Source organism: Amycolatopsis sp. NPDC114503 (assembly GCF_055633655.1).
The window spans coordinates 826575-843666 of the sequence record NZ_JBVKDT010000001.1 but is presented as its reverse complement, the minus strand read 5'-3'; the positions used below and the strand labels follow the sequence as shown (position 1 = coordinate 843666).

Sequence of the window (17092 nt, the reverse complement as noted above, 5' to 3'; positions counted from 1 at the left end):
GGCGACCGCCGCCAGGTAGATCACGGCGGTGGGTTTCCGGCGGCTTTTCACGGTTAGAAGGTTGGCTGGCCGGCGATAACGCGCCCCATGTTGTTGAGCGCCTTGTTTCCGGGATCCCAATACATCGAGTGAGCGGCTGCGTTGTAACCGAATGCGTACCACGGCCCTTCGGTGCTCTGCTTCGGATCGCTTGGTCCCGAGCTGAACGTGTCGGCGTCGCTGAAGTTCTGCGGCTCGATGCCGTGCACAGGCGCGAGCTGGATCGGATCGTGCGAATCCACCGTGGAGTGAACGTGCTCTGCCGGAATCCCGAGTTCGCTGGCCTGGTTGACGCCGACGCCAGGACTGGCGACGAAAACGATGTCGTCGACATTGAGGTGCTCGTCGCGTGCGGCATGGCCGATGACGGTGGTTCCGTAGCTGTGGCCGATCATCGTGTTGTGCGACGGCGCACCCTGGTGGGTCGCCCGGAGCCCGTCCTGAAAGCGGTCGAGGTCTTTCTTCGCGTCGTCCGCGTAGTCACCGCTCATCGCGTTGGGCACCACATCATCCGGTGCGTCGTAACCGACCCAGGAAACCACCGCGGTGGACTCCGACCCGGCCTTCGCCGCGGAGTCGAACATGCGGTCGGAACGGTCCATCTCGCCTTTGATCTTGCCAAGTTCCGCGCCGGTACCGGGAACGTAGGTGGCGACGTTCTTCGCCGTGTCCGGGTTGCCTGCCGAGACAATTGCCTTGCCGTCCCCGCTCGCGTCCAAGCCAATCAAGAAAGTCTGCCTCCCGCCCGGGCCGATGTTGTTGAGCCGTTCCTCGATCGCACGCAGGCCGTTGAGCTTGCCCGCGATCTCGTCGAGCTTTTCCTTGCCTGGCCAATCGGTCTGATGCGGGGACCGCGGGTCGTTCGGATTGGCTCTGGAGATCTCCGTCGCTTCTGCCTGGAGCTTGCCGATCTCCCGCTGGAGCACCGCCCGGTTGGCCGCGTCCCGATCCACGATCGGGACGCCGTCCAGGTTGCGGACCAGATCGGGCGAATCCCGCAGGATCGTAGCCTTCGCGGTGTCGGAGAGGGTGTCCCACCAGGCCTTGTTGTCGCCCGGAGTTCCGCCTTCGGGCGGACCGATGATCGAGAGCCCGCTTTGCGCGGCACCCGCTGCGGCAGCCTGAGCGAGTGTGCCTGCATACCGCTCGGTTATCTCCCCGCGCAGCGTCCGGGTCAGGATCGCGGCTAGGTCAGCATCCACGTCGTTCGCTCTGCGGAGGACCTGTTCGACCCGGTCCACGAGTTCAACCCGGATTTTCTCGCGCTGTGCTGCCACGTCCGGGGGCGGGGGCGGACCGGATGTCGGCGGTGCGACCACCGCGCCGTCGCCTCCGATCACCCACGAGTTCGTCCGGGCCAGCTCGTCGGTCTCAGCCACCACGGCCGCAATACGCTCGACCGCGATTTGCGCCTCGTGCGCGCCTCGACGGACTGCGGACGCCTCGGCTACCCGCCGTTCCAGAGTCGAGATCAGCGAGTTGCCCCTGGCTGACGCAACACCTGCGGCATCACCCGTCCAGCCATCGAACTTCGCCGCGTTCTCCACATCATCGTTCAGCGCGAGCAACTGGTTGCAGCGCTGGTTAAGCGCATCAGAAACTCCGCCGATCGCCGCGGCGTTCCAGCGCCGCACATCCGCCCACACGACCATCAGACCGGCCTCGGTCCGCCGTGCACCGGGACAACCCGCAGATCATGTGCTGCTGCCTGGTCGTCCGTCCGGTAGCGGCGGGCCGCCGCCGTAAGCTGGTCGGCGTACTCGTCCATGTTTTTCGTCCAGGCAAGCAGCTCTCGCCCCCACCTGTCGCCGAGCATCCGCGCCGCCTCGATGGCCGTCCCGCCGGGCAACCCTTGTGCGACACCAACCAGAGTGCCCGCCAGATCAACAGACCGTGCACCGTCTGCGGACCGCTTCGCGGCCTCAGACGACTTCTCGATCGCATCGATCACGACCTCAAACCCACTCATCGCACCCCCCGCACATTGTGACCCTCCGATCACACTATGACCTGGGTGCAGCGCAAAAGCCCGCCAAAGTACCCGAAAATCACCCCAGTGGCCGTTTCAGGAATGCGGCGAAGAGCGGTCTCGTGGGCTAAAAGCAGGAGGCCGCCCCGATCACAAGATCGAGACGGCCTCCCCGCCACAAACCCCTGTCAGCCCAGCTTCTGGCCAGCCGAGCCCAGCGCCTGCGAGGCCTCGACCACCCGGGTCGCCATGCCCGCTTCCGCGGCCTTCAGGTAGCTGCGCGGGTCGTAGACCTTCTTGTTCCCGACCTCGCCGTCGATCTTCAGCACGCCGTCGTAGTTCTTGAAGAAGTGGTCCGCGATCGGGCGGGTGAACGCGTACTGCGTGTCGGTGTCCACGTTCATCTTCACCACGCCATACGACACCGCCTCGCGGATTTCCTCCGGCAGCGAGCCCGAGCCGCCGTGGAAGACCAGTTCGAACGGCTTCGAGCCGGCGTCCAGGCCGAGCTTCTTCGCCGCCGCTTCCTGGCCGCCCTTGAGGACGTCCGGGCGGAGCTTCACGTTGCCCGGCTTGTACACGCCGTGCACGTTGCCGAACGTCGCGGCCAGCAGGTAGCGGCCCTTTTCGCCGGCGCCGAGCGCGTCGATCGTCTTCAGGAAGTCGCCCTCGGCGGTGTACAGCTTCTCGTTGATCTCCGCCTCGACGCCGTCTTCCTCGCCGCCGACGACGCCGATTTCGACCTCGAGGATGATGTTCGCCGCCGCGGCCTTGGCGAGCAGCTCCTGCGCGATCTCCAGGTTCTCGTCCAGGTCGATGGCCGAACCGTCCCACATGTGGGACTGGAACAGCGGCAGCCCGCCGCCGCGGACGCGTTCGGCGGAGATCTCGATCAGCGGGCGGACGAAGCCGTCCAGCTTGTCCTTCGGGCAGTGGTCGGTGTGCAGCGCGACGTTGACGTCGTACTTCGCCGCGACCACCTGAGCGAACTCGGCCAGCGCGGTCGCGCCGACAACCATGTCCTTCACCTTCTGCCCGGACGCGAACTCCGCGCCGCCGGTGGAGAACTGGATGATCCCGTCGCTCTCCGCCTCGGCGAACCCGCGGATCGCGGCGTTCACGGTTTCCGACGAGGTCACGTTGATGGCCGGGTAGGCGAATTCGTTCGCCTTCGCCCGGTCGAGCATCTCCGCGTACACCTCGGGGGTGGCGATGGGCATCGGTTCCTCCTCGAGACGACTGGCTTCTACAGCGGCATCGTACGAGGTGGACCGGCCGCGCCGACCGGTCCTACCTCACACGAGACGAAACCGACTGGAGCGATTCAGAGCAGCTCCGCCGCGATTGCCCGGTAGGCAGGGAACGGATCGTCGTCCAAGGACTGCACGCTGATGTGGTCGGCTCCCGCGTCAAGGTGCGCCTGTAGGCCCTTGGCCAGCGCTTTTCCGTCTCCGTGGACGGCGAGCGCGTCGATCAGCCGGTCGCTGCCGTGGCCGGCGATGTCCTCTTCGGAGAAGCCGTGCTTGCACAGGTTCGCGGTGTAGTTGGACAGGCCGAGATAGAACTGCACGGTCTTGCGACCGGTCGCCCGCGCCCGCTCCGGATCGGTGTCGAAGACGACCTTCTGCTCAGGTGCGAGCAAGGCGGACCCGAGAATCTCGCGCGCGGCCCGGGTGTGCTCCGGAGTGGTCAAGTACGGGTGCGCGGCGGCGGTGCGGTCACGGGCGAGTTCGAGCACCTTCGGGCCGAGCGCGGCCAGCGCGAGCGACTCCTTGGGCACCCCGGCCGCGTCGAGTGCGTCCAGATACTCGACCAGCGCCGCGTACGGCTTCTTGTACTCCTGCGTGTGCTCACGGTGGCCCGCGCCGACGCCGAGCAGGAACCGTCCCGGGTGTTTGCCCTCGATGCGGTGAAAGGCCTTCGCGATGTCCTCAGGCGTGTCGGCCCAGATGTTGACGATTCCGGTGGCGACCTTGATCCGCTCGGTCGCGGCCAGCAGTTCGTCGACGATCGCCAGGTCGCCGCCGGGGGACCCGCCGAGCCAGATCGTGCCGTAGCCCAGTTTCTCCACCTCGGCGGCGAACTCGCCGTCCACTGCCGTCGACATCCGCCAAACGCCTAGCTTGCCCAGTTCGATAGCCATGTCCCGCCCAACGCACGAGAACCCGGTTTTCCTCCCGCCCCGGCCGGATTAGGTTCGAAAGCATGACCAAGCTCGGCTCCACGGAACTGGACATCCACGGCCTCAACCTCGGCTGCAACGTCTTCGGCCACACAGCGGACGAACCCACGTCATTCGCTGTTCTCGACGCGTACACCGCGGCCGGCGGCAATTTCCTCGACACAGCCAACACCTATGGCGGCGGTGGCGGTTCCGAAACGATCATCGGCAACTGGCTCGCCAAACGCGGCCGCCGCGACGACGTCGTGATCGCCACCAAGGTCGGCGCGGGGGATCAGCGGCCCGGCCTCGCCGCGAAGAACATCGCCGAGGCGGTCGAAGAATCGTTGCGCCGCCTGCAAACCGACCACATCGACCTGTACTACGCGCACAAGGACGATCTCGACACCCCGCTGGAAGAAACCCTCGTCGCGTTCGACCAGCTCGTGCGCGACGGCAAGGTTCGCTACATCGCGGCGTCCAACTACGAACCGGACCGGCTCGCGTCCGCACTGTCCATTTCGGACCAGAACAACCTCGCCCGATACGTTGCCCTGCAACCGCATTACAACCTGGTCGAGCGCGACTACGAGCGGGAGCTGGCCCCGCTCGTCGCCCGCGAGAACCTCGTGACGCTGCCGTATTTCGGGCTGGCCATGGGATTCCTCACCGGCAAGTACCGCTCGAAGGACGAGCCGGGCGATTCGCCGCGAGCCCCGCGGGCACTGAAATACCTCGACGCCCGGGGCGAACGAGTGCTCGCCGCGCTGGACGGAGTGGCTGCCGCGCACCACGCTTCGGTCGCCAGTGTCGCGCTCGCGTGGCTCCGTCAGCAGCCGACCGTCGCCGCGCCGATCGCCAGCGCGCGCACCCCGGAGCAGCTCGTTGACCTGCTCGCTTCGGTCGAGCTGACCCTGACCGACGCCGAACTCACCGCTTTGGGCGAAGCGTCGAACTGATACTTACCGAACAGTAGCTTACTGCGGGTAGGTTGTTGTACGGTGCCCTCCGGACAGGCAAAACCGGCTCAGGAGGGCACCGTGGCTCAGAAGCAGGTCGACGGCAAGGTCGTGCTCATCACCGGAGCCGCTCGCGGGATCGGAGCCGGCCTGGCCGAGCGGCTCGCCGCGCGCGGTGCCAAGGTCGCGCTCGTCGGGCTCGAAGCCGCCGAGCAGGAGGCGGTCGCCAAGCGGATCGGGCCGAACGCGAAGTCCTGGGAAGCCGACGTGACCAGCTGGGACGACCTCGAGCGCGTCACCGAGGGCGTGGTCGAGCACTTCGGCGGCATCGACATCGTCATCGCCAACGCGGGCATCGCGACCGCCGGCTTCGTGCGCTCGGTGGACCGCGCCGCGTTCGAGCGGGTGATCGAGGTCGATCTGCTCGGCGTGTGGCGCACGTTCCGCGTCACGATGCCGCACGTGATCGAACGCCGCGGCTACCTGCTCGGCATTTCCTCGCTCGCCGCGATCACGCACGCGCCCGGCATGGCGAACTACGCCGCCGCGAAGGCCGGCGTCGAGGCGTTCTGCAACAGCCTCCGCGCGGAGGTCGCGCACCTCGGCGTGAAAGTCGGCGTCGCGCACCCGACGTGGATCCGCACCGACCTGGTCGAAAGCGCCGACGCGCACCCGGTGTTCGGCAAGCTGCGTTCCGGCATGCCCGGCCTGCTCGGCAAGACCTACCCGCTGGACGTCGCGCTCGACGACCTGGAGGCCGGGATTCTGCGCCGCGCCAGGACGATCCACGTGCCACGCTGGGTCGGCGGACTGAAGCTGCTGCGCTCGTTCCTGCCGCCGATCGTCGAACTCGGCGCGCGGACCCGGGTGCCGGCAGCGGACCGGGCCGCGCTGAAGGACGTCGAGGAGCGCGGCGCGTTCGAGTCGTCGGTCAACGGCCACGGCGGGCGCGCGGCCACCAAGCGCAACTGAGGAGCGCCATGTCCCGTCGCGACCAGATCCGGATGACTCCGGACGAGGTGCAGGCCTACCTGGCCGAGCAGAAGGTCATCAACGTGGCCTCGGTCGGCCCGAAGGGCAGGCCGCACCTCACCGCCCTCTGGTACTACCCGCACGAGGGCGGGGTCGCGACGTGGACGTATGGCACCTCGCAGAAGGCGAAGAACCTGCGACGGCTGCCCGAAGCGACTGTGCTGATCGAAAGCGGCGACGCGTACGACCAGCTGCGCGGGCTTTCGTTCGAGGCGGACGTCGAGTTCGTCGAGGACACCGACCAGGTCACGGCGATGGGAATCGCGCTGATGATGCGCTACTCCGGAGCCGAACCGGGCGCGTCGGTGCCCGACGAGCTGCGGACCTTCATCGAACGGCAGGCGCCGAAGCGGCTCGGGCTGATCCTGCGTCCGACGAAAATCGCGAGCTGGGACCACTCGAAACTCGGCGGCACCTACTAGGGGACGAGGGCCACGAAGCCCAGCCCGGAAGTGCGTTCCGCCAGGTCAAGCGCGGTTTCCGGGTCGTCGAGGCCCACCTTCAGCAGCTCCACCGCGGAGAGGTCCAGCACGCCCGAGCGGACCAAGTTCCACACCCTCGTCACCGTCTCGTCGTCGCTCATCCAGGAGCCGCGCAAGGTGAGCCTGCGGTGCATGAAGTCGCCGTACGGAATGGTCAGGTCCTGGCGTACGCCGCCGACGAGCACCAGGGTGCCGCGCACGCGCAGGCTGTCGTAGGCGGCCATCGTCGCGTCCGCCGTCGGCGTGGCACCGAGAGTGTCGAGGGCAATGTCGACCGGTCCGATCGCCGCCGCGTCCGTCGCGCGATCGCCGGTCAGCTGGTGGGCACGCACGCGCGGGCCGAGTTCGGCCAGCCGGTCGAGCGCCACCTTGTTGCGGCCCACCGCGGTCACCGTCGCCGCGCCTTCGGCCAGCGCCAGCATCACCGCCGCCCCGCCCATCTGACCGGTCGCGCCGATCACCGCGACGTCGCGTCCAGCCAGCGGACCTGCCGTGCGCAGCCCCGCAGCGGCAACGCAGAGCCACGGCAAGAAAGCCAGGCGCGCCGGGTCGGGGTAATTCTCCGCACCGGGCAGTTTGACCATCGTTTCCTTGGCGCACAACGCTTTCTCCGCGAAGGCACCGTCGCGCCACACCTCGCGCATGCGGTCCGTGCGCTCGTTGCCGCCGGAACCGCCAAGGCCGACCCAGCCGACCAGGATCTCGTCGCCGTCGCCCGCGTTGAGCAGCGCCGTGTCCAGCACGATGTCGCCCGGCGCGACGTGGAGAACGTCCGGCGCGACGTCGGCCACGCGTCCGATGCACGAGGGGCCGAGGATCAGCGGGGTCAGCAGGCCGCCGCGACCGCCCGTCACGACCGCTTTCGTATACGCCGGGAGGTGCGCGGCGAGCACCTCCACGACCACGCCGCCGCCCTGGAGAACGGGTTCCGGGACCTCGGAGAGACGCAGGTCGTCGTCTTGTGAGGCAACAGTCCAAGCTCGCATGCCACCAGCCTGACGCGCCGTTAAGCTGGTATCCAGAATCGCTTTATTCTGGTACTGGAGGTTCTAGGGTGAGCGTCGAACTGGGCACCTTCCTGCGCAGCCGCCGCGAGCGGATCGCCCCGGCCGATGCGGGCCTGCCGATCACCGGACGCCGCCGCACACCCGGGCTGCGCCGCGAAGAGCTGGCCCTGCTGGCCGGAATCAGCGCCACCTGGCTCACCTACCTCGAACAGGGCCGCGACGTCCGCCCGTCCGACCAGGTGCTCGACGCCCTCGCCCGCGCGCTCCGGCTGACCAGCGCCGAACAGGACCACCTACGCCGTCTCGCCGATGGCGGAAAGACCCCCGAAGACGCTCCCGAGGAGGCTGCGCCCGAGGTGGCGGGCGTCCCGGCGATGCTGGGCGACAACCCCGCATACGTCACCGGGATCTGTTACGACCTGCTCGCGTACAACGACGCCGCCGCGGAGCTGTTCCGGAACATCGAACCGGGCGCGAACGTCGTCCGCTGGATGTTCACCGAGCCCGCCGCTCGCGAGGTCCTGGTCGACTGGGAGCAGGAGGCGCGCAACATCCTGGCCCGGCTGCGGGCGATCGCCGGACGGCATCCCGAGCACCCGCGCGTGACCCGGCTCGTGGCCGAGCTGACCGAGGCGAGCCCCGAGGTGCGCGAGTGGTGGCCGCACTACGAAATCCAGTTCAGCCACGCAGGTCACAAGCGCTTTCGACACCCCCGGCTGGGCGTGGTCACCGCGACGCACGCCGCGTTCCACGTGGCCGAGCGGCCGGAGCAGACACTGGTGGTCTATCGCCTGCCGAGTAGTACTGACGAGTAGGAAGTACTTTCGAGTAACTGTTACCTGAGGTAACATCAACGCTGCCAGACCCCCAGCGCAGCGGAGGCCGACAAGATGACCGAGCGGTTCAAGGTCGTGATCGTGGGCACCGGATTTTCCGGGCTCGGCCAGGCGATCCAGCTCGAAAAAGCGGGCATCCGGGACTACGTGATCCTGGAGAAGGCCGACGAGGTCGGCGGCACCTGGCGGGACAACTCGTACCCGGGCTGCGCGTGCGACGTGCAGTCGCACATGTACTCGTTCTCCTACGCGCAGAACCCGGACTGGAGCCGGTCGTTCTCGCCGCAGCCGGAGATCTTCGACTACCTCAAGGGCGTCGCCGACAAATACCGGCTGCGGGACAAGATCCGGTTCGGCGTCGAGATCACCGGCGCGACCTGGGACGAGAGCGAACGCCGCTGGACGGTGGAGACCAAGGGCGGCGCCGAGTTTTCCGCGCAGTTCCTCGTCGCCGGCGTCGGCGGACTGCACATCCCGCAGATCCCGAAACTGCCCGGAATCTCCAAGTTCAAGGGCCAGACCTGGCATTCGGCGCAGTGGAACCACGAGTTCGACTTGGCGGGCAAGCGGGTCGCGGTGGTCGGCACCGGCGCGAGCGCGGTGCAGTTCGTGCCGAAGATCGCGCCCGAGGTCGGCGAACTGACGCTGTTCCAGCGCACGCCGCCGTGGATCATGCCGAAGCCGGACCACGCGATGCCGGGCTGGGCCAGGCAGTTGTTCAAGCGCGTGCCGGGCACGCAGCGGCTGTACCGCAACGCGTTGTACTGGATGCTCGAATCCCGCGCGATCGGGTTCAACGGGCATCCGAAACTCATGCAGGCCGCCGAGATCCTCGCGCGCAGGCACATCGCGAAGGGCATCAAAAACCCCGCGCTGCGCCGGAAAGTCACGCCCGACTACACGATGGGCTGCAAACGCGTCCTGCTGTCGAATGACTATTTCCCGGCGCTGGACCGGCCGAACGTCGACGTCGTCACCGACGGTATCGCCGAGGTTCGCGCACACAGCATCGTCGACACCGCCGGAGTCGAGCACGAGGTCGACGCGATCATCTACGGCACCGGCTTCAAGGTGACCGACGCGCTGGAGTACCTCGACATCACCGGCGTCGGCGGCCGCGATCTCGCGAAAACCTGGGCCACCGAAGGAATCCAGACGCACAAGGGCATCACCGTGTCCGGGTTCCCGAACCTGTTCTTCCTGCTCGGCCCGAACACCGCGCTCGGCCACAACTCCGTGGTGTTCATGATCGAATCGCAATCCCGCTACGTGGTCGACGCGATCCGGCTGGCCGATTCGCGCGGCGCGGCGGCGCTCGACGTGCGGCCGTCGGTGCAGGACGAATTCCAGGAGCAGATCCAGGACAAGCTCGTCAAGGGCGTGTGGACCCAGGGCGGCTGCAAGAGCTGGTACCTCGACGCGAAGGGCGTCAACCGGACGATCTGGCCGGGCTTCACCTGGCGGTACTGGCTGGAGACGCGGCGCGTCGAGCCGAGCGACTACGAGCTGAGCGGCCGGTCATGAGTGCCGACCACGAACAGATCGTGCTCCACGCGCGTGACGTGGAGTTCGACTGGTCGAAGCTGCCGATGCACTGGATTCCCGGGCAGCCGCAGGCCACGCACAGCATCAACGTGCTGCATCTCGCGCTGCCCGAAGGCGAACGCTGGTTCGTCGAGGTGTTCAAGCAGGCCGTCCCGCTGATCCGCGACGAGCGGCTCAAGGAGGACGTCCTCGGGTTCATCGGCCAGGAGGCGATGCACGCGCAGGCGCACGACGGCGCGGCCGAACACCTCGAGTCCGCCGGGGTTTCCGTGCGGCCCTACATCGCGCAGATGGAGTGGATGTTTCGGCGGCTGCTCGGCGACCGGCCCGGAGCGAGCCGGGAGTGGCTGATCGAACGGCTCGCACTGGTCGCCGCGATCGAGCACTACACCGCGTTTCTCGGCCAGTGGATCCTCGACGCGAAGGAACTCGACGCGGCGGGTGCCGACGAGACAATGCTGGATCTCCTTCGCTGGCATGGTGCCGAGGAAGTCGAGCACCGATCGGTGGCCTACGACCTGTTCTGCCACCTCGACGGCCGTTACGGTCGGCGAGTGCGCTCGATGATCGTGGTGACGCCGGTACTGGCATGGGTTTTCCTTCGCGGGACGCGATTCCTGATGAAGAACGACCCGACGCGCCCAGGGCGTGCGAACTGGCGGGCCTACCGCCGCGCCGCCCGCCTCGGGTTGCTGCCGGGACCGCGTGAACTGCTGCGCGAGATCCGGCCGTACTTCCGGAAGTCCTATCACCCCACCGAAACCGGCGACACCGACCAGGCGGTGGCGTACCTGGCGAGTTCGCCCGCGGCCAAGGCCGCCGACGCTCCGCGATGACCGCACCGCAGTTCCCGCCGAGACTCGACGGCAGCGGCAGGCGCGACCGGCTGATGTCCACTTTGGTCGCGGTCGGCGCGGCTTATCGAAAGCTGGCCGAGGTTTCCGGCCGGCGGCGTCCGCCGGTGCGGGAGGTCGACCGTCGGCTGCCGTTGGTCGTCGACGCCGTGCGCGCCGAGGCCGACGGCGTGGTGAGCCTGCGTCTCGTGCGTCCCGACGGAAATCCGTTGCCCGCTTGGCGTCCCGGCGCGCACATCGATCTGATCCTGCCCTCGGGAGTCGTGCGGCAGTACTCGCTGTGCGGCTCGCCGTCAGACCTCTCGCACTACCGGATTGCCGTGCGCTACATCGGTTCCGCGTCCGCTGAGGTGCACGCGCTCACCGCCGGAACTCGCGTCACGGTACGCGGCCCACGTAATGCTTTCCCGTTCGTCAACGCGCCCGCGTACCACTTCGTCGCGGGCGGAATCGGGATCACGCCGATCCTGCCGATGGTGCACCGCGCGGAGGCGAGCGGCGCGGATTGGCGGCTGGTCTACACCGGCCGCGACCGGGAGTCGATGCCGTTCCTCGACGAACTTCCGGCCGAGCGGGTGCGGATCCGGCCGGACAAGGAGTTCGGCATCCCGGCGTCCGGCGCGGAGCTGCTGGAGGAAATGCCCGCCGGCGCTTCGGTGTACTGCTGCGGCCCGGTGCCGATGATCACCGGCGTCCGCGTCGACCTGGCCCGCACGGGCGCCGCCGCGGTGTATTTCGAACGGTTCTCGCCGCCGCCGATCGTGGACGGCGAACCGTTCCGCGTGGTCCTGCGCCGCAGTGGCCGCACCCTCGACGTGCCCGCCGACCGCTCCACGCTCGACGTTGTGCGAGAGGTGCTGCCGGACGTGCCGTACTCGTGTCGCCAAGGCTTCTGCGGCACCTGCGAAGTGGCAGCCGAAGACGGCGGGCGCGTGCGGATCTGCGTCGACCGCGGGCCCGCCGTCCTGGAGCTTTAGCCCTGCTCAGGGACCCAATTGCCGAGCACCGGCTTGAACTCGCGGACGGTGCGCTCGGCCACGACGCCCTCGAGCGCGTACGGGTCGTTGTCGATCAGCTCGGCCAGCGCCGACTCGTCCTCGGCCTGCCACAGCACCAGCCCGCCGGAGTTGTCGGCGAGCGGGCCCGCGACGGCGACCCGGCCTGCCTCGACGTGCTCTTTCAGGTAGTCCCGGTGCCGCGGCCGGACGTCGGCCAGCTTCTCCTGGACGTAGCGGATTTCGACGAGGTACCAGGCCATGCGCTTACTCCCGGGGTGAACACGACGGTGACGCCGCAGACGCTACCGGTGACGGCCGGGCGGACGCACCATGCGAGCGGTGGCAGCGGGAGGCCAACCCGATAGGCTAGGCGCGGGCGGAACCTGTGTGCACGCTGTGCCTATCGCGCACGCGTTGGGGCCTGCGGAGCGGACACGTCGAGGACAGGCGGGGATACATGCTGGAGGGGAACGCGGAACGCAGCGTCGAGGCGACCCTCGGCCACCTGCGGACCATGGACGGGCCGGTCCCGGCGCAGCCGCCGACCGCCCCGTTGAACCTGGAAGACCTCTACCGGCAGCACCGGATGCGGCTCGTGCGGCTCGCCATCCTGCTGGTCGACGAGCCGGCCACGGCCGAGGACGTCGTGCAGGAGGCCTTCACCGGGCTGCACCGCAATTGGGGCAGGCTGCGCGACGCCGCCGCGGCGGTCGGCTACCTGCGCACCGCGGTGGTCAACGGATCGCGCAGCGTGCTGCGGCGGCGCAAGACCGCGCGCGAGTACGTGCCCCCGCACGCGGTGAACGCCCGGTCCGCCGAAAGCCTCGCGATGCTCTCCAGCGAGCACCAGGCCGTGGTCAACGCGCTGTCGAAGCTTCCGCCGCGCCAGCGCGAGGTGCTCGTACTGCGCTACTACGGCGGGCTGAGCGAAGCGGAGATTTCGGAAGCCGCGGGCATTTCGAAGGGCACCGTGAAGTCAACCGCCAGCCGAGCGCTTGAGGCGTTGCAGAAGGCAATGCAGCCGCCTCAGTGACCTGGCCGGACCAATCTCGCGCTGGTCGGCCCTCTCTGGTCCAGACCAATATATGCTGGACCGCGTGAAGCACCCCGGAGACTTCGTCATCACGGGCGGCCGCGTCGTGGCCCCGGACCGCGTACTCGACGACGGCTGGCTCGCCGTGTCCGGCGGACAGATCGCCGCGGTAGGCACCGGAACGCCCCCGAGCAGCCCGGACGCCGCGACGGTGGACGTCGCCGGGGCACTGGTCGTGCCCGGTTTCATCGACACCCATTGCCACGGCGGCGGCGGCGCCTCGTTCTCGACGCTCGACCCGGACGAGATCCGCACCGCCGTCCGCGCGCACCGGCGGCACGGCACCACGACCATGCTCGCGAGTCTGGTCTCCGACCCGGTCGACCTGCTCACCGAGCAGATCGCCGCACTGCGCGAACTCGTGCAGGAGGGCGACCTCGCGGGCATCCACCTGGAGGGCCCGTTCATCTCGCGCGCCCGCTGCGGCGCACACGATCCGGACACTCTGCGCGAGCCGGACACCGGCACCGTCGAGAAGCTGCTGCGCGCCGGCCACGGCTCGATCCGGATGGTCACGCTCGCGCCGGAGCTGAACGGCGGCGTCAAGGCGGTCCGGCAGCTCGCCGAGTCGGGTGTGATCGCCGCGATCGGCCACACCGACGGGGTCGCCGACCAGCTGGTTCCGGCCATCGACGCCGGTGCGACGGTCGCCACCCACCTGTTCAACGGCATGCGCCCGCTGCACCACCGCGAGCCGGGTCCGGTCGGGGTGCTGCTCGACGACGAGCGCGTGACGGTCGAACTGATCTGCGACCTGGTCCACCTGCACCCGACCGTCGTGCGGCTGGCCGCGCAACACGCGGGCCGCGGCCGGACGGTGCTGATCACCGACGCGATGTCGGCCACCGACGCCGCCGACGGCCGCTACACCCTCGGCAGGCTGGAGGTCGACGTCCACGACGGCGTCGCCACCCTGGACAACGGTTCGCTCGCCGGAAGCACGCTGACCATGGACAACGCCTTCCGCAACCTCGTGAAGGGTGCGAAACTCGACGTGCTGGACGCCGTCCGGGCGACGTCGGCGCGACCGGCCGAACTGCTCGGCATCGCCGACCGCACCGGCGCACTGCGCCCCGGCCTCGCCGCGGACGCCGTGATCCTGGACGACGACCTGCGCCCGTCCCGGGTACTGCACCGGGGCGAATGGGTGGCCGAGGCGGGCCGGGCTACCTTGAGTACGTGACGAGCTAGCACTTCGACAGGCGGACGGAGCGGATGAGCGAGCCGAAAGACCCGGAACGGTTACTGGCCGACGCGCTGCGTGCACAAGCCGTCTTCGCTCCGCACGTCGCGGCGAACCCGGTCGAAGAGCAGGGCGACGCCGGTTCCGGGACCGGCGCGCGAAGCACGGTCCAGCCCGGCGCCTCCGGCACGGGCTCGTTCAGCGCGGCGGGCGGTCCTGGCATTTCCGGCCCCGGTACCGCCGGAACCGGCTCCTTCAATGCCGCTCCGGCTTCCGGCACCGGATCGTTCGGCGCCGCCTCGGGCACTGGGTCGTCCGCCCAGACTGGCGCGCCGTCGCAGACCGGCCCGACCACCGAACTGCCGCCCAACTACGGGCTGTTGTCCGGCGCGGGCGCGGACTCGCTCGCCCGCGAGCGCGCCGCCCTCGACGCGGCCGACTACACCTCGCCCGGCACGACCGGCTCGATCCCGCCGGTCGGGGCCGACGACGCGACCGTCCGCCGCCCCGTGCAGACGGCGCAGAGCGGCCCGCTGCCCGCGCACTGGGTCCTGCTGCTGGCGGTGCTGCTGGGACTGGCCGCCGGGTCCGTCATCGGCCTGCTGACGCTGATCTGAGCCCCGGATCCGCCCCGGCTTGCCCGGACGGCCACTCCGGCAGGCACTCCCGGGCCGAGTTCTTAACCTCGATCCCACACCGATGACCTGCGATTCCTTGCCCGATGAGGCCACCGTGAGTCACCCTGTACCGTTTTCGGTGTGATTCTCGCCCAGAACACAGTGACCACCATGTCCCTGCTGCCGTCGTGGCTGGACCCGCAGCATCTGCTGAACGGGCTGACGGCGCCCGTGATCGCCGTGCTGTGCTTGATCATCTTCATCGAGAGCAGCATCTTCCCGGTGCTGCCCGGCGACTCGCTGCTCTTCACCGCGGGCCTGTTCATCGCGAACGGCACGCTGAAGGCTCCGCTGTGGCTGGTGTGCGTGCTGGTCACGGTCGCCGCGCTGCTGGGCAACGTCGTGGGGTACTACCTCGGCTACTTCGCCGGGCCGAAGCTGTTCAGCAGGCCGGACTCGAAGTTCTTCAAGCAGGAGTACGTCGACAAGACGCACAGCTTCCTGGAGAAGCACGGGCCCAAGGCCGTCGTGCTGGCCCGGTTCGTGCCGTTCGTGCGGACGTTCATCACCTGGATCGCCGGCATCGGCCGGATGGACCCGAAGCGCTACTTCACCTACACGGTCCTCGGCGGCATCCTCTGGGCCGCGGGCATCACCGTGCTGGGGTCGCTGCTGGGCAACATCGGCTTCATCCGGGACAACGTCGACGCGATCTTCGTCCTCATCGTGCTGGTGTCGGTGGTGCCGATCGCCATCGAGTACCTGAAGAGCCGCCGCGAGAAGAAGGCCCGCCCGGCCGACGATTCCGCCGACGTCACGCAGCAGATTCCGCGCGTGCGCGACTGATTCCTGGTTCCACGACGAAGCGGCGTCCGGACTTTCCGGACGCCGCTTCGTCGTGCCGGGGGTTCAGTCGGTCATCGAGAACATCGAACCCGGGTTGAAGAGGTTTTCCGGGTCGAGGGCCTGTTTGATCTGCCGGTGCACGCGGATCCCGACCGGGCCGATCTCGCGGGCGAGCCATTCGCGCTTGATCTTGCCGACGCCGTGCTCGCCGGTCACCGTGCCGCCGAGGGACAGGCCGACCTCGAGGATCTCGTCGAACGCCTGTTGAGCGCGTGCGAACTCGTCCTCGGAATCGGGCGCGTACACGATGGTCGGGTGCATGTTCCCGTCCCCGGCATGGCCGACGACGGCGATCTTGAGCCCGACCTTTTCGCTGATCCGTTCGCAGCCGCGGATCAGTTCGGCGATCCGGGTGCGGGGCACGCTGACGTCGTCGGTGAGCCAGACGCCGTAGGTCTCCAGCGCGGTCAGCACGACGCGGCGGGCCTGCAGCAGCATCTTGCCCTCTTCGAGGTCGTCTGTGGCGTAGACGAGGTCGGCACCGCAGTCGGTGCAGATCTGTTCGAGCAACGCCAGCTCGCGCCGAGCGGCCTCGCCTCCCGCGTCGGACTGGCCGAGCAGCAGGGCCTGACAGTCCGAGCCCGCGCCGAGGTCGGTGTTGAGGTAGGCCTCGGACGCCTTGATCGACGCCGCGTCCATGATCTCCAGCAGCGACGGCACCAGCCCCTCGCGCACCGCCCGCGCGACCGCTTCGCCGGCCGCCTCGGTGGTGGTGAACCCGGCGACAAAAGTGGCCGGGGCCTGCGGAAGCGGCCGCAGCGAGACGGTCGCCTGGGTGATGACGCCGAGCGTGCCCTCGCTGCCGATGAACAGCTTGGTGAGGTCGTACCCCGCGACGCCCTTCACCGTGCGGCGGCCGGTTTTCAGCAGCGATCCGTCGGCGAGGACGACTTCGAGGCCGAGCACCGAATCGGTGGTCACGCCGTATTTCACGCAGCACAGGCCGCCGGCGTTGGTGGAGAGGTTGCCGCCGATGGTGCACCAGTCGTAGCTGGACGGGTCGGGCGGATAGAACAGGCCGTGTTTCTCGACAGCGGACCGGAAGTCGAGGTTGACGACGCCCGGTTGCACGACGGCGAGCCGGTTGCCCGCGTCGACCTTGACGATCTCGTTCAGCTTCACGAGCGAAAGCACGACACAGCCGTCGATGGCGTTGGCCGCGCCGGAGAGCCCGCTGCCCGCCCCGCGCGGCACGATGGGGACTCTCGCTTCGGCACAGGCACGGACAGTCGCCTGCACTCCCGCGGTATCCGCCGGAAGCACTACCGCCAGCGGTTTTCCCGAGGGAGCGAGCGGCATCATGTCGCGCGCGTAGGCGTCGGTGACGTCAGCGTCGGTGAGCACCGCGGCCGGGCCGAGGTCGTCCCGAAGCCGCTGGAGGAGGGCGTCGTTGCTCATTCCCGCATGGTAA

18 protein-coding genes are annotated in these 17092 nt (G+C 68.7%); 11 read left to right on the top strand and 7 right to left on the bottom strand.

Going from position 1 to position 17092, the window contains the following annotated elements; genetic code table 11:
- Positions 1-53: 53 nt before the first annotated feature.
- From ACZ7OI_RS04120 to ACZ7OI_RS04105, 4 genes are all read right to left on the bottom strand, one after another.
- Entirely contained in the window at positions 54-1691 is a 1638-nt protein-coding gene (locus tag ACZ7OI_RS04120) for an alpha/beta hydrolase (RefSeq protein ID WP_470262722.1), read from the bottom strand.
- Positions 1691-2008: a hypothetical protein gene (locus ACZ7OI_RS04115; RefSeq protein WP_470262721.1), complete on the bottom strand. Its 318-nt coding sequence runs from the start codon at positions 2006-2008 to the stop codon at positions 1691-1693. The genes ACZ7OI_RS04120 and ACZ7OI_RS04115 overlap by 1 nt, the downstream gene beginning before the upstream one ends.
- 188 nt (positions 2009-2196) lie before the next feature.
- Positions 2197-3228 carry a class II fructose-bisphosphate aldolase gene (gene fbaA / locus ACZ7OI_RS04110; RefSeq protein WP_470262720.1) on the bottom strand — a complete coding sequence of 344 codons (1032 nt, stop codon included), beginning with the start codon at positions 3226-3228 and terminating at the stop codon, positions 2197-2199.
- 104 nt (positions 3229-3332) lie between these two features.
- On the bottom strand, positions 3333-4151 hold the full coding sequence (locus ACZ7OI_RS04105; protein WP_470262719.1) for an LLM class F420-dependent oxidoreductase: 819 nt from the start codon (positions 4149-4151) through the stop codon (positions 3333-3335).
- Between the two features lie 62 nt (positions 4152-4213).
- Here ACZ7OI_RS04105 and ACZ7OI_RS04100 point away from each other — a divergent pair, with 62 nt between their 5' ends.
- The 3 genes from ACZ7OI_RS04100 (at position 4214) to ACZ7OI_RS04090 (ending at position 6582) form a co-directional block, all read left to right on the top strand.
- The gene (locus tag ACZ7OI_RS04100; protein WP_470262718.1) at positions 4214-5128 is read left to right on the top strand and encodes an aldo/keto reductase; all 915 of its coding nucleotides are present in this window, start codon (positions 4214-4216) and stop codon (positions 5126-5128) included.
- An 81-nt stretch (positions 5129-5209) separates the two neighbouring features.
- Positions 5210-6100: an SDR family oxidoreductase gene (locus ACZ7OI_RS04095; protein ID WP_470262717.1), complete on the top strand. Its 891-nt coding sequence runs from the start codon at positions 5210-5212 to the stop codon at positions 6098-6100.
- An 8-nt stretch (positions 6101-6108) separates the two neighbouring features.
- Positions 6109-6582, top strand: a complete 474-nt coding sequence (locus ACZ7OI_RS04090; RefSeq protein WP_470262716.1) for a pyridoxamine 5'-phosphate oxidase family protein — start codon at positions 6109-6111, stop codon at positions 6580-6582.
- On the opposite strand, the gene ACZ7OI_RS04085 is transcribed toward ACZ7OI_RS04090, so the two are convergent.
- A complete protein-coding gene (locus tag ACZ7OI_RS04085; RefSeq protein ID WP_470262715.1) occupies positions 6579-7628 on the bottom strand; it encodes a zinc-binding dehydrogenase in 1050 nt (349 codons plus the stop codon). The two genes, ACZ7OI_RS04090 and ACZ7OI_RS04085, sit on opposite strands and share 4 nt — an antisense overlap.
- A 68-nt stretch (positions 7629-7696) precedes the next feature.
- On the opposite strand from ACZ7OI_RS04085, the gene ACZ7OI_RS04080 reads away from it, so the two are divergent.
- From ACZ7OI_RS04080 to ACZ7OI_RS04065, 4 genes are all read left to right on the top strand, one after another.
- Positions 7697-8464 carry a helix-turn-helix transcriptional regulator gene (locus tag ACZ7OI_RS04080; protein ID WP_470262714.1) on the top strand — a complete coding sequence of 256 codons (768 nt, stop codon included), beginning with the start codon at positions 7697-7699 and terminating at the stop codon, positions 8462-8464.
- Between the two features lie 75 nt (positions 8465-8539).
- The gene (locus ACZ7OI_RS04075; protein WP_470262713.1) at positions 8540-10009 is read left to right on the top strand and encodes a flavin-containing monooxygenase; all 1470 of its coding nucleotides are present in this window, start codon (positions 8540-8542) and stop codon (positions 10007-10009) included.
- Positions 10006-10866 (top strand): metal-dependent hydrolase, encoded by an 861-nt coding sequence (locus ACZ7OI_RS04070; RefSeq protein ID WP_470262712.1) that lies wholly within the window; start codon positions 10006-10008, stop codon positions 10864-10866. Before ACZ7OI_RS04075 ends, ACZ7OI_RS04070 begins: the two co-directional genes overlap by 4 nt.
- A complete protein-coding gene (locus ACZ7OI_RS04065; RefSeq protein WP_470262711.1) occupies positions 10863-11861 on the top strand; it encodes a PDR/VanB family oxidoreductase in 999 nt (332 codons plus the stop codon). Before ACZ7OI_RS04070 ends, ACZ7OI_RS04065 begins: the two co-directional genes overlap by 4 nt.
- Here the strand turns inward: ACZ7OI_RS04065 and ACZ7OI_RS04060 are convergent.
- Positions 11858-12142, bottom strand: a complete 285-nt coding sequence (locus tag ACZ7OI_RS04060) for a YciI family protein (protein WP_470262710.1) — start codon at positions 12140-12142, stop codon at positions 11858-11860. The two genes, ACZ7OI_RS04065 and ACZ7OI_RS04060, sit on opposite strands and share 4 nt — an antisense overlap.
- A gap of 197 nt (positions 12143-12339) precedes the next feature.
- Between ACZ7OI_RS04060 and ACZ7OI_RS04055 the strand changes: the two genes are divergently transcribed.
- From ACZ7OI_RS04055 to ACZ7OI_RS04040, 4 genes are all read left to right on the top strand, one after another.
- Entirely contained in the window at positions 12340-12915 is a 576-nt protein-coding gene (locus ACZ7OI_RS04055; protein ID WP_051172562.1) for a SigE family RNA polymerase sigma factor, read from the top strand.
- A 52-nt stretch (positions 12916-12967) separates the two neighbouring features.
- Positions 12968-14158: an N-acetylglucosamine-6-phosphate deacetylase gene (gene nagA, locus ACZ7OI_RS04050; RefSeq protein WP_470262709.1), complete on the top strand. Its 1191-nt coding sequence runs from the start codon at positions 12968-12970 to the stop codon at positions 14156-14158.
- A 32-nt stretch (positions 14159-14190) separates the two neighbouring features.
- Positions 14191-14775, top strand: coding sequence for a hypothetical protein (locus tag ACZ7OI_RS04045; RefSeq protein WP_470262708.1), 585 nt, complete (start codon positions 14191-14193; stop codon positions 14773-14775).
- Between the two features lie 141 nt (positions 14776-14916).
- The gene (locus tag ACZ7OI_RS04040; protein WP_470262707.1) at positions 14917-15621 is read left to right on the top strand and encodes a DedA family protein; all 705 of its coding nucleotides are present in this window, start codon (positions 14917-14919) and stop codon (positions 15619-15621) included.
- Between the two features lie 63 nt (positions 15622-15684).
- Here ACZ7OI_RS04040 and ACZ7OI_RS04035 read toward each other — a convergent pair whose 3' ends face one another.
- Positions 15685-17079 carry an FAD-binding oxidoreductase gene (locus tag ACZ7OI_RS04035; protein WP_470262706.1) on the bottom strand — a complete coding sequence of 465 codons (1395 nt, stop codon included), beginning with the start codon at positions 17077-17079 and terminating at the stop codon, positions 15685-15687.
- Positions 17080-17092 lie beyond the last annotated feature (13 nt).

Bases quoted from the DNA above. Each gene is read 5' to 3' on its own strand.
- ACZ7OI_RS04055 (WP_051172562.1), top strand. From the start codon at position 12,340: ATGCTGGAGGGGAACGCGGAACGCAGCGTCGAGGCGACCCTCGGCCAC.
- ACZ7OI_RS04065 (WP_470262711.1), top strand. From the start codon at position 10,863: ATGACCGCACCGCAGTTCCCGCCGAGACTCGACGGCAGCGGCAGGCGC.
- fbaA (WP_470262720.1), bottom strand. From the start codon at position 3,228: ATGCCCATCGCCACCCCCGAGGTGTACGCGGAGATGCTCGACCGGGCG.
- ACZ7OI_RS04090 (WP_470262716.1), top strand. From the start codon at position 6,109: ATGTCCCGTCGCGACCAGATCCGGATGACTCCGGACGAGGTGCAGGCC.
- ACZ7OI_RS04115 (WP_470262721.1), bottom strand. From the start codon at position 2,008: ATGAGTGGGTTTGAGGTCGTGATCGATGCGATCGAGAAGTCGTCTGAG.
- ACZ7OI_RS04035 (WP_470262706.1), bottom strand. From the start codon at position 17,079: ATGAGCAACGACGCCCTCCTCCAGCGGCTTCGGGACGACCTCGGCCCG.
- ACZ7OI_RS04070 (WP_470262712.1), top strand. From the start codon at position 10,006: ATGAGTGCCGACCACGAACAGATCGTGCTCCACGCGCGTGACGTGGAG.
- ACZ7OI_RS04100 (WP_470262718.1), top strand. From the start codon at position 4,214: ATGACCAAGCTCGGCTCCACGGAACTGGACATCCACGGCCTCAACCTC.
- ACZ7OI_RS04120 (WP_470262722.1), bottom strand. From the start codon at position 1,691: ATGGTCGTGTGGGCGGATGTGCGGCGCTGGAACGCCGCGGCGATCGGC.
- ACZ7OI_RS04075 (WP_470262713.1), top strand. From the start codon at position 8,540: ATGACCGAGCGGTTCAAGGTCGTGATCGTGGGCACCGGATTTTCCGGG.
- ACZ7OI_RS04060 (WP_470262710.1), bottom strand. From the start codon at position 12,142: ATGGCCTGGTACCTCGTCGAAATCCGCTACGTCCAGGAGAAGCTGGCC.
- nagA (WP_470262709.1), top strand. From the start codon at position 12,968: ATGCTGGACCGCGTGAAGCACCCCGGAGACTTCGTCATCACGGGCGGC.
- ACZ7OI_RS04045 (WP_470262708.1), top strand. From the start codon at position 14,191: ATGAGCGAGCCGAAAGACCCGGAACGGTTACTGGCCGACGCGCTGCGT.
- ACZ7OI_RS04105 (WP_470262719.1), bottom strand. From the start codon at position 4,151: ATGGCTATCGAACTGGGCAAGCTAGGCGTTTGGCGGATGTCGACGGCA.
- ACZ7OI_RS04085 (WP_470262715.1), bottom strand. From the start codon at position 7,628: ATGCGAGCTTGGACTGTTGCCTCACAAGACGACGACCTGCGTCTCTCC.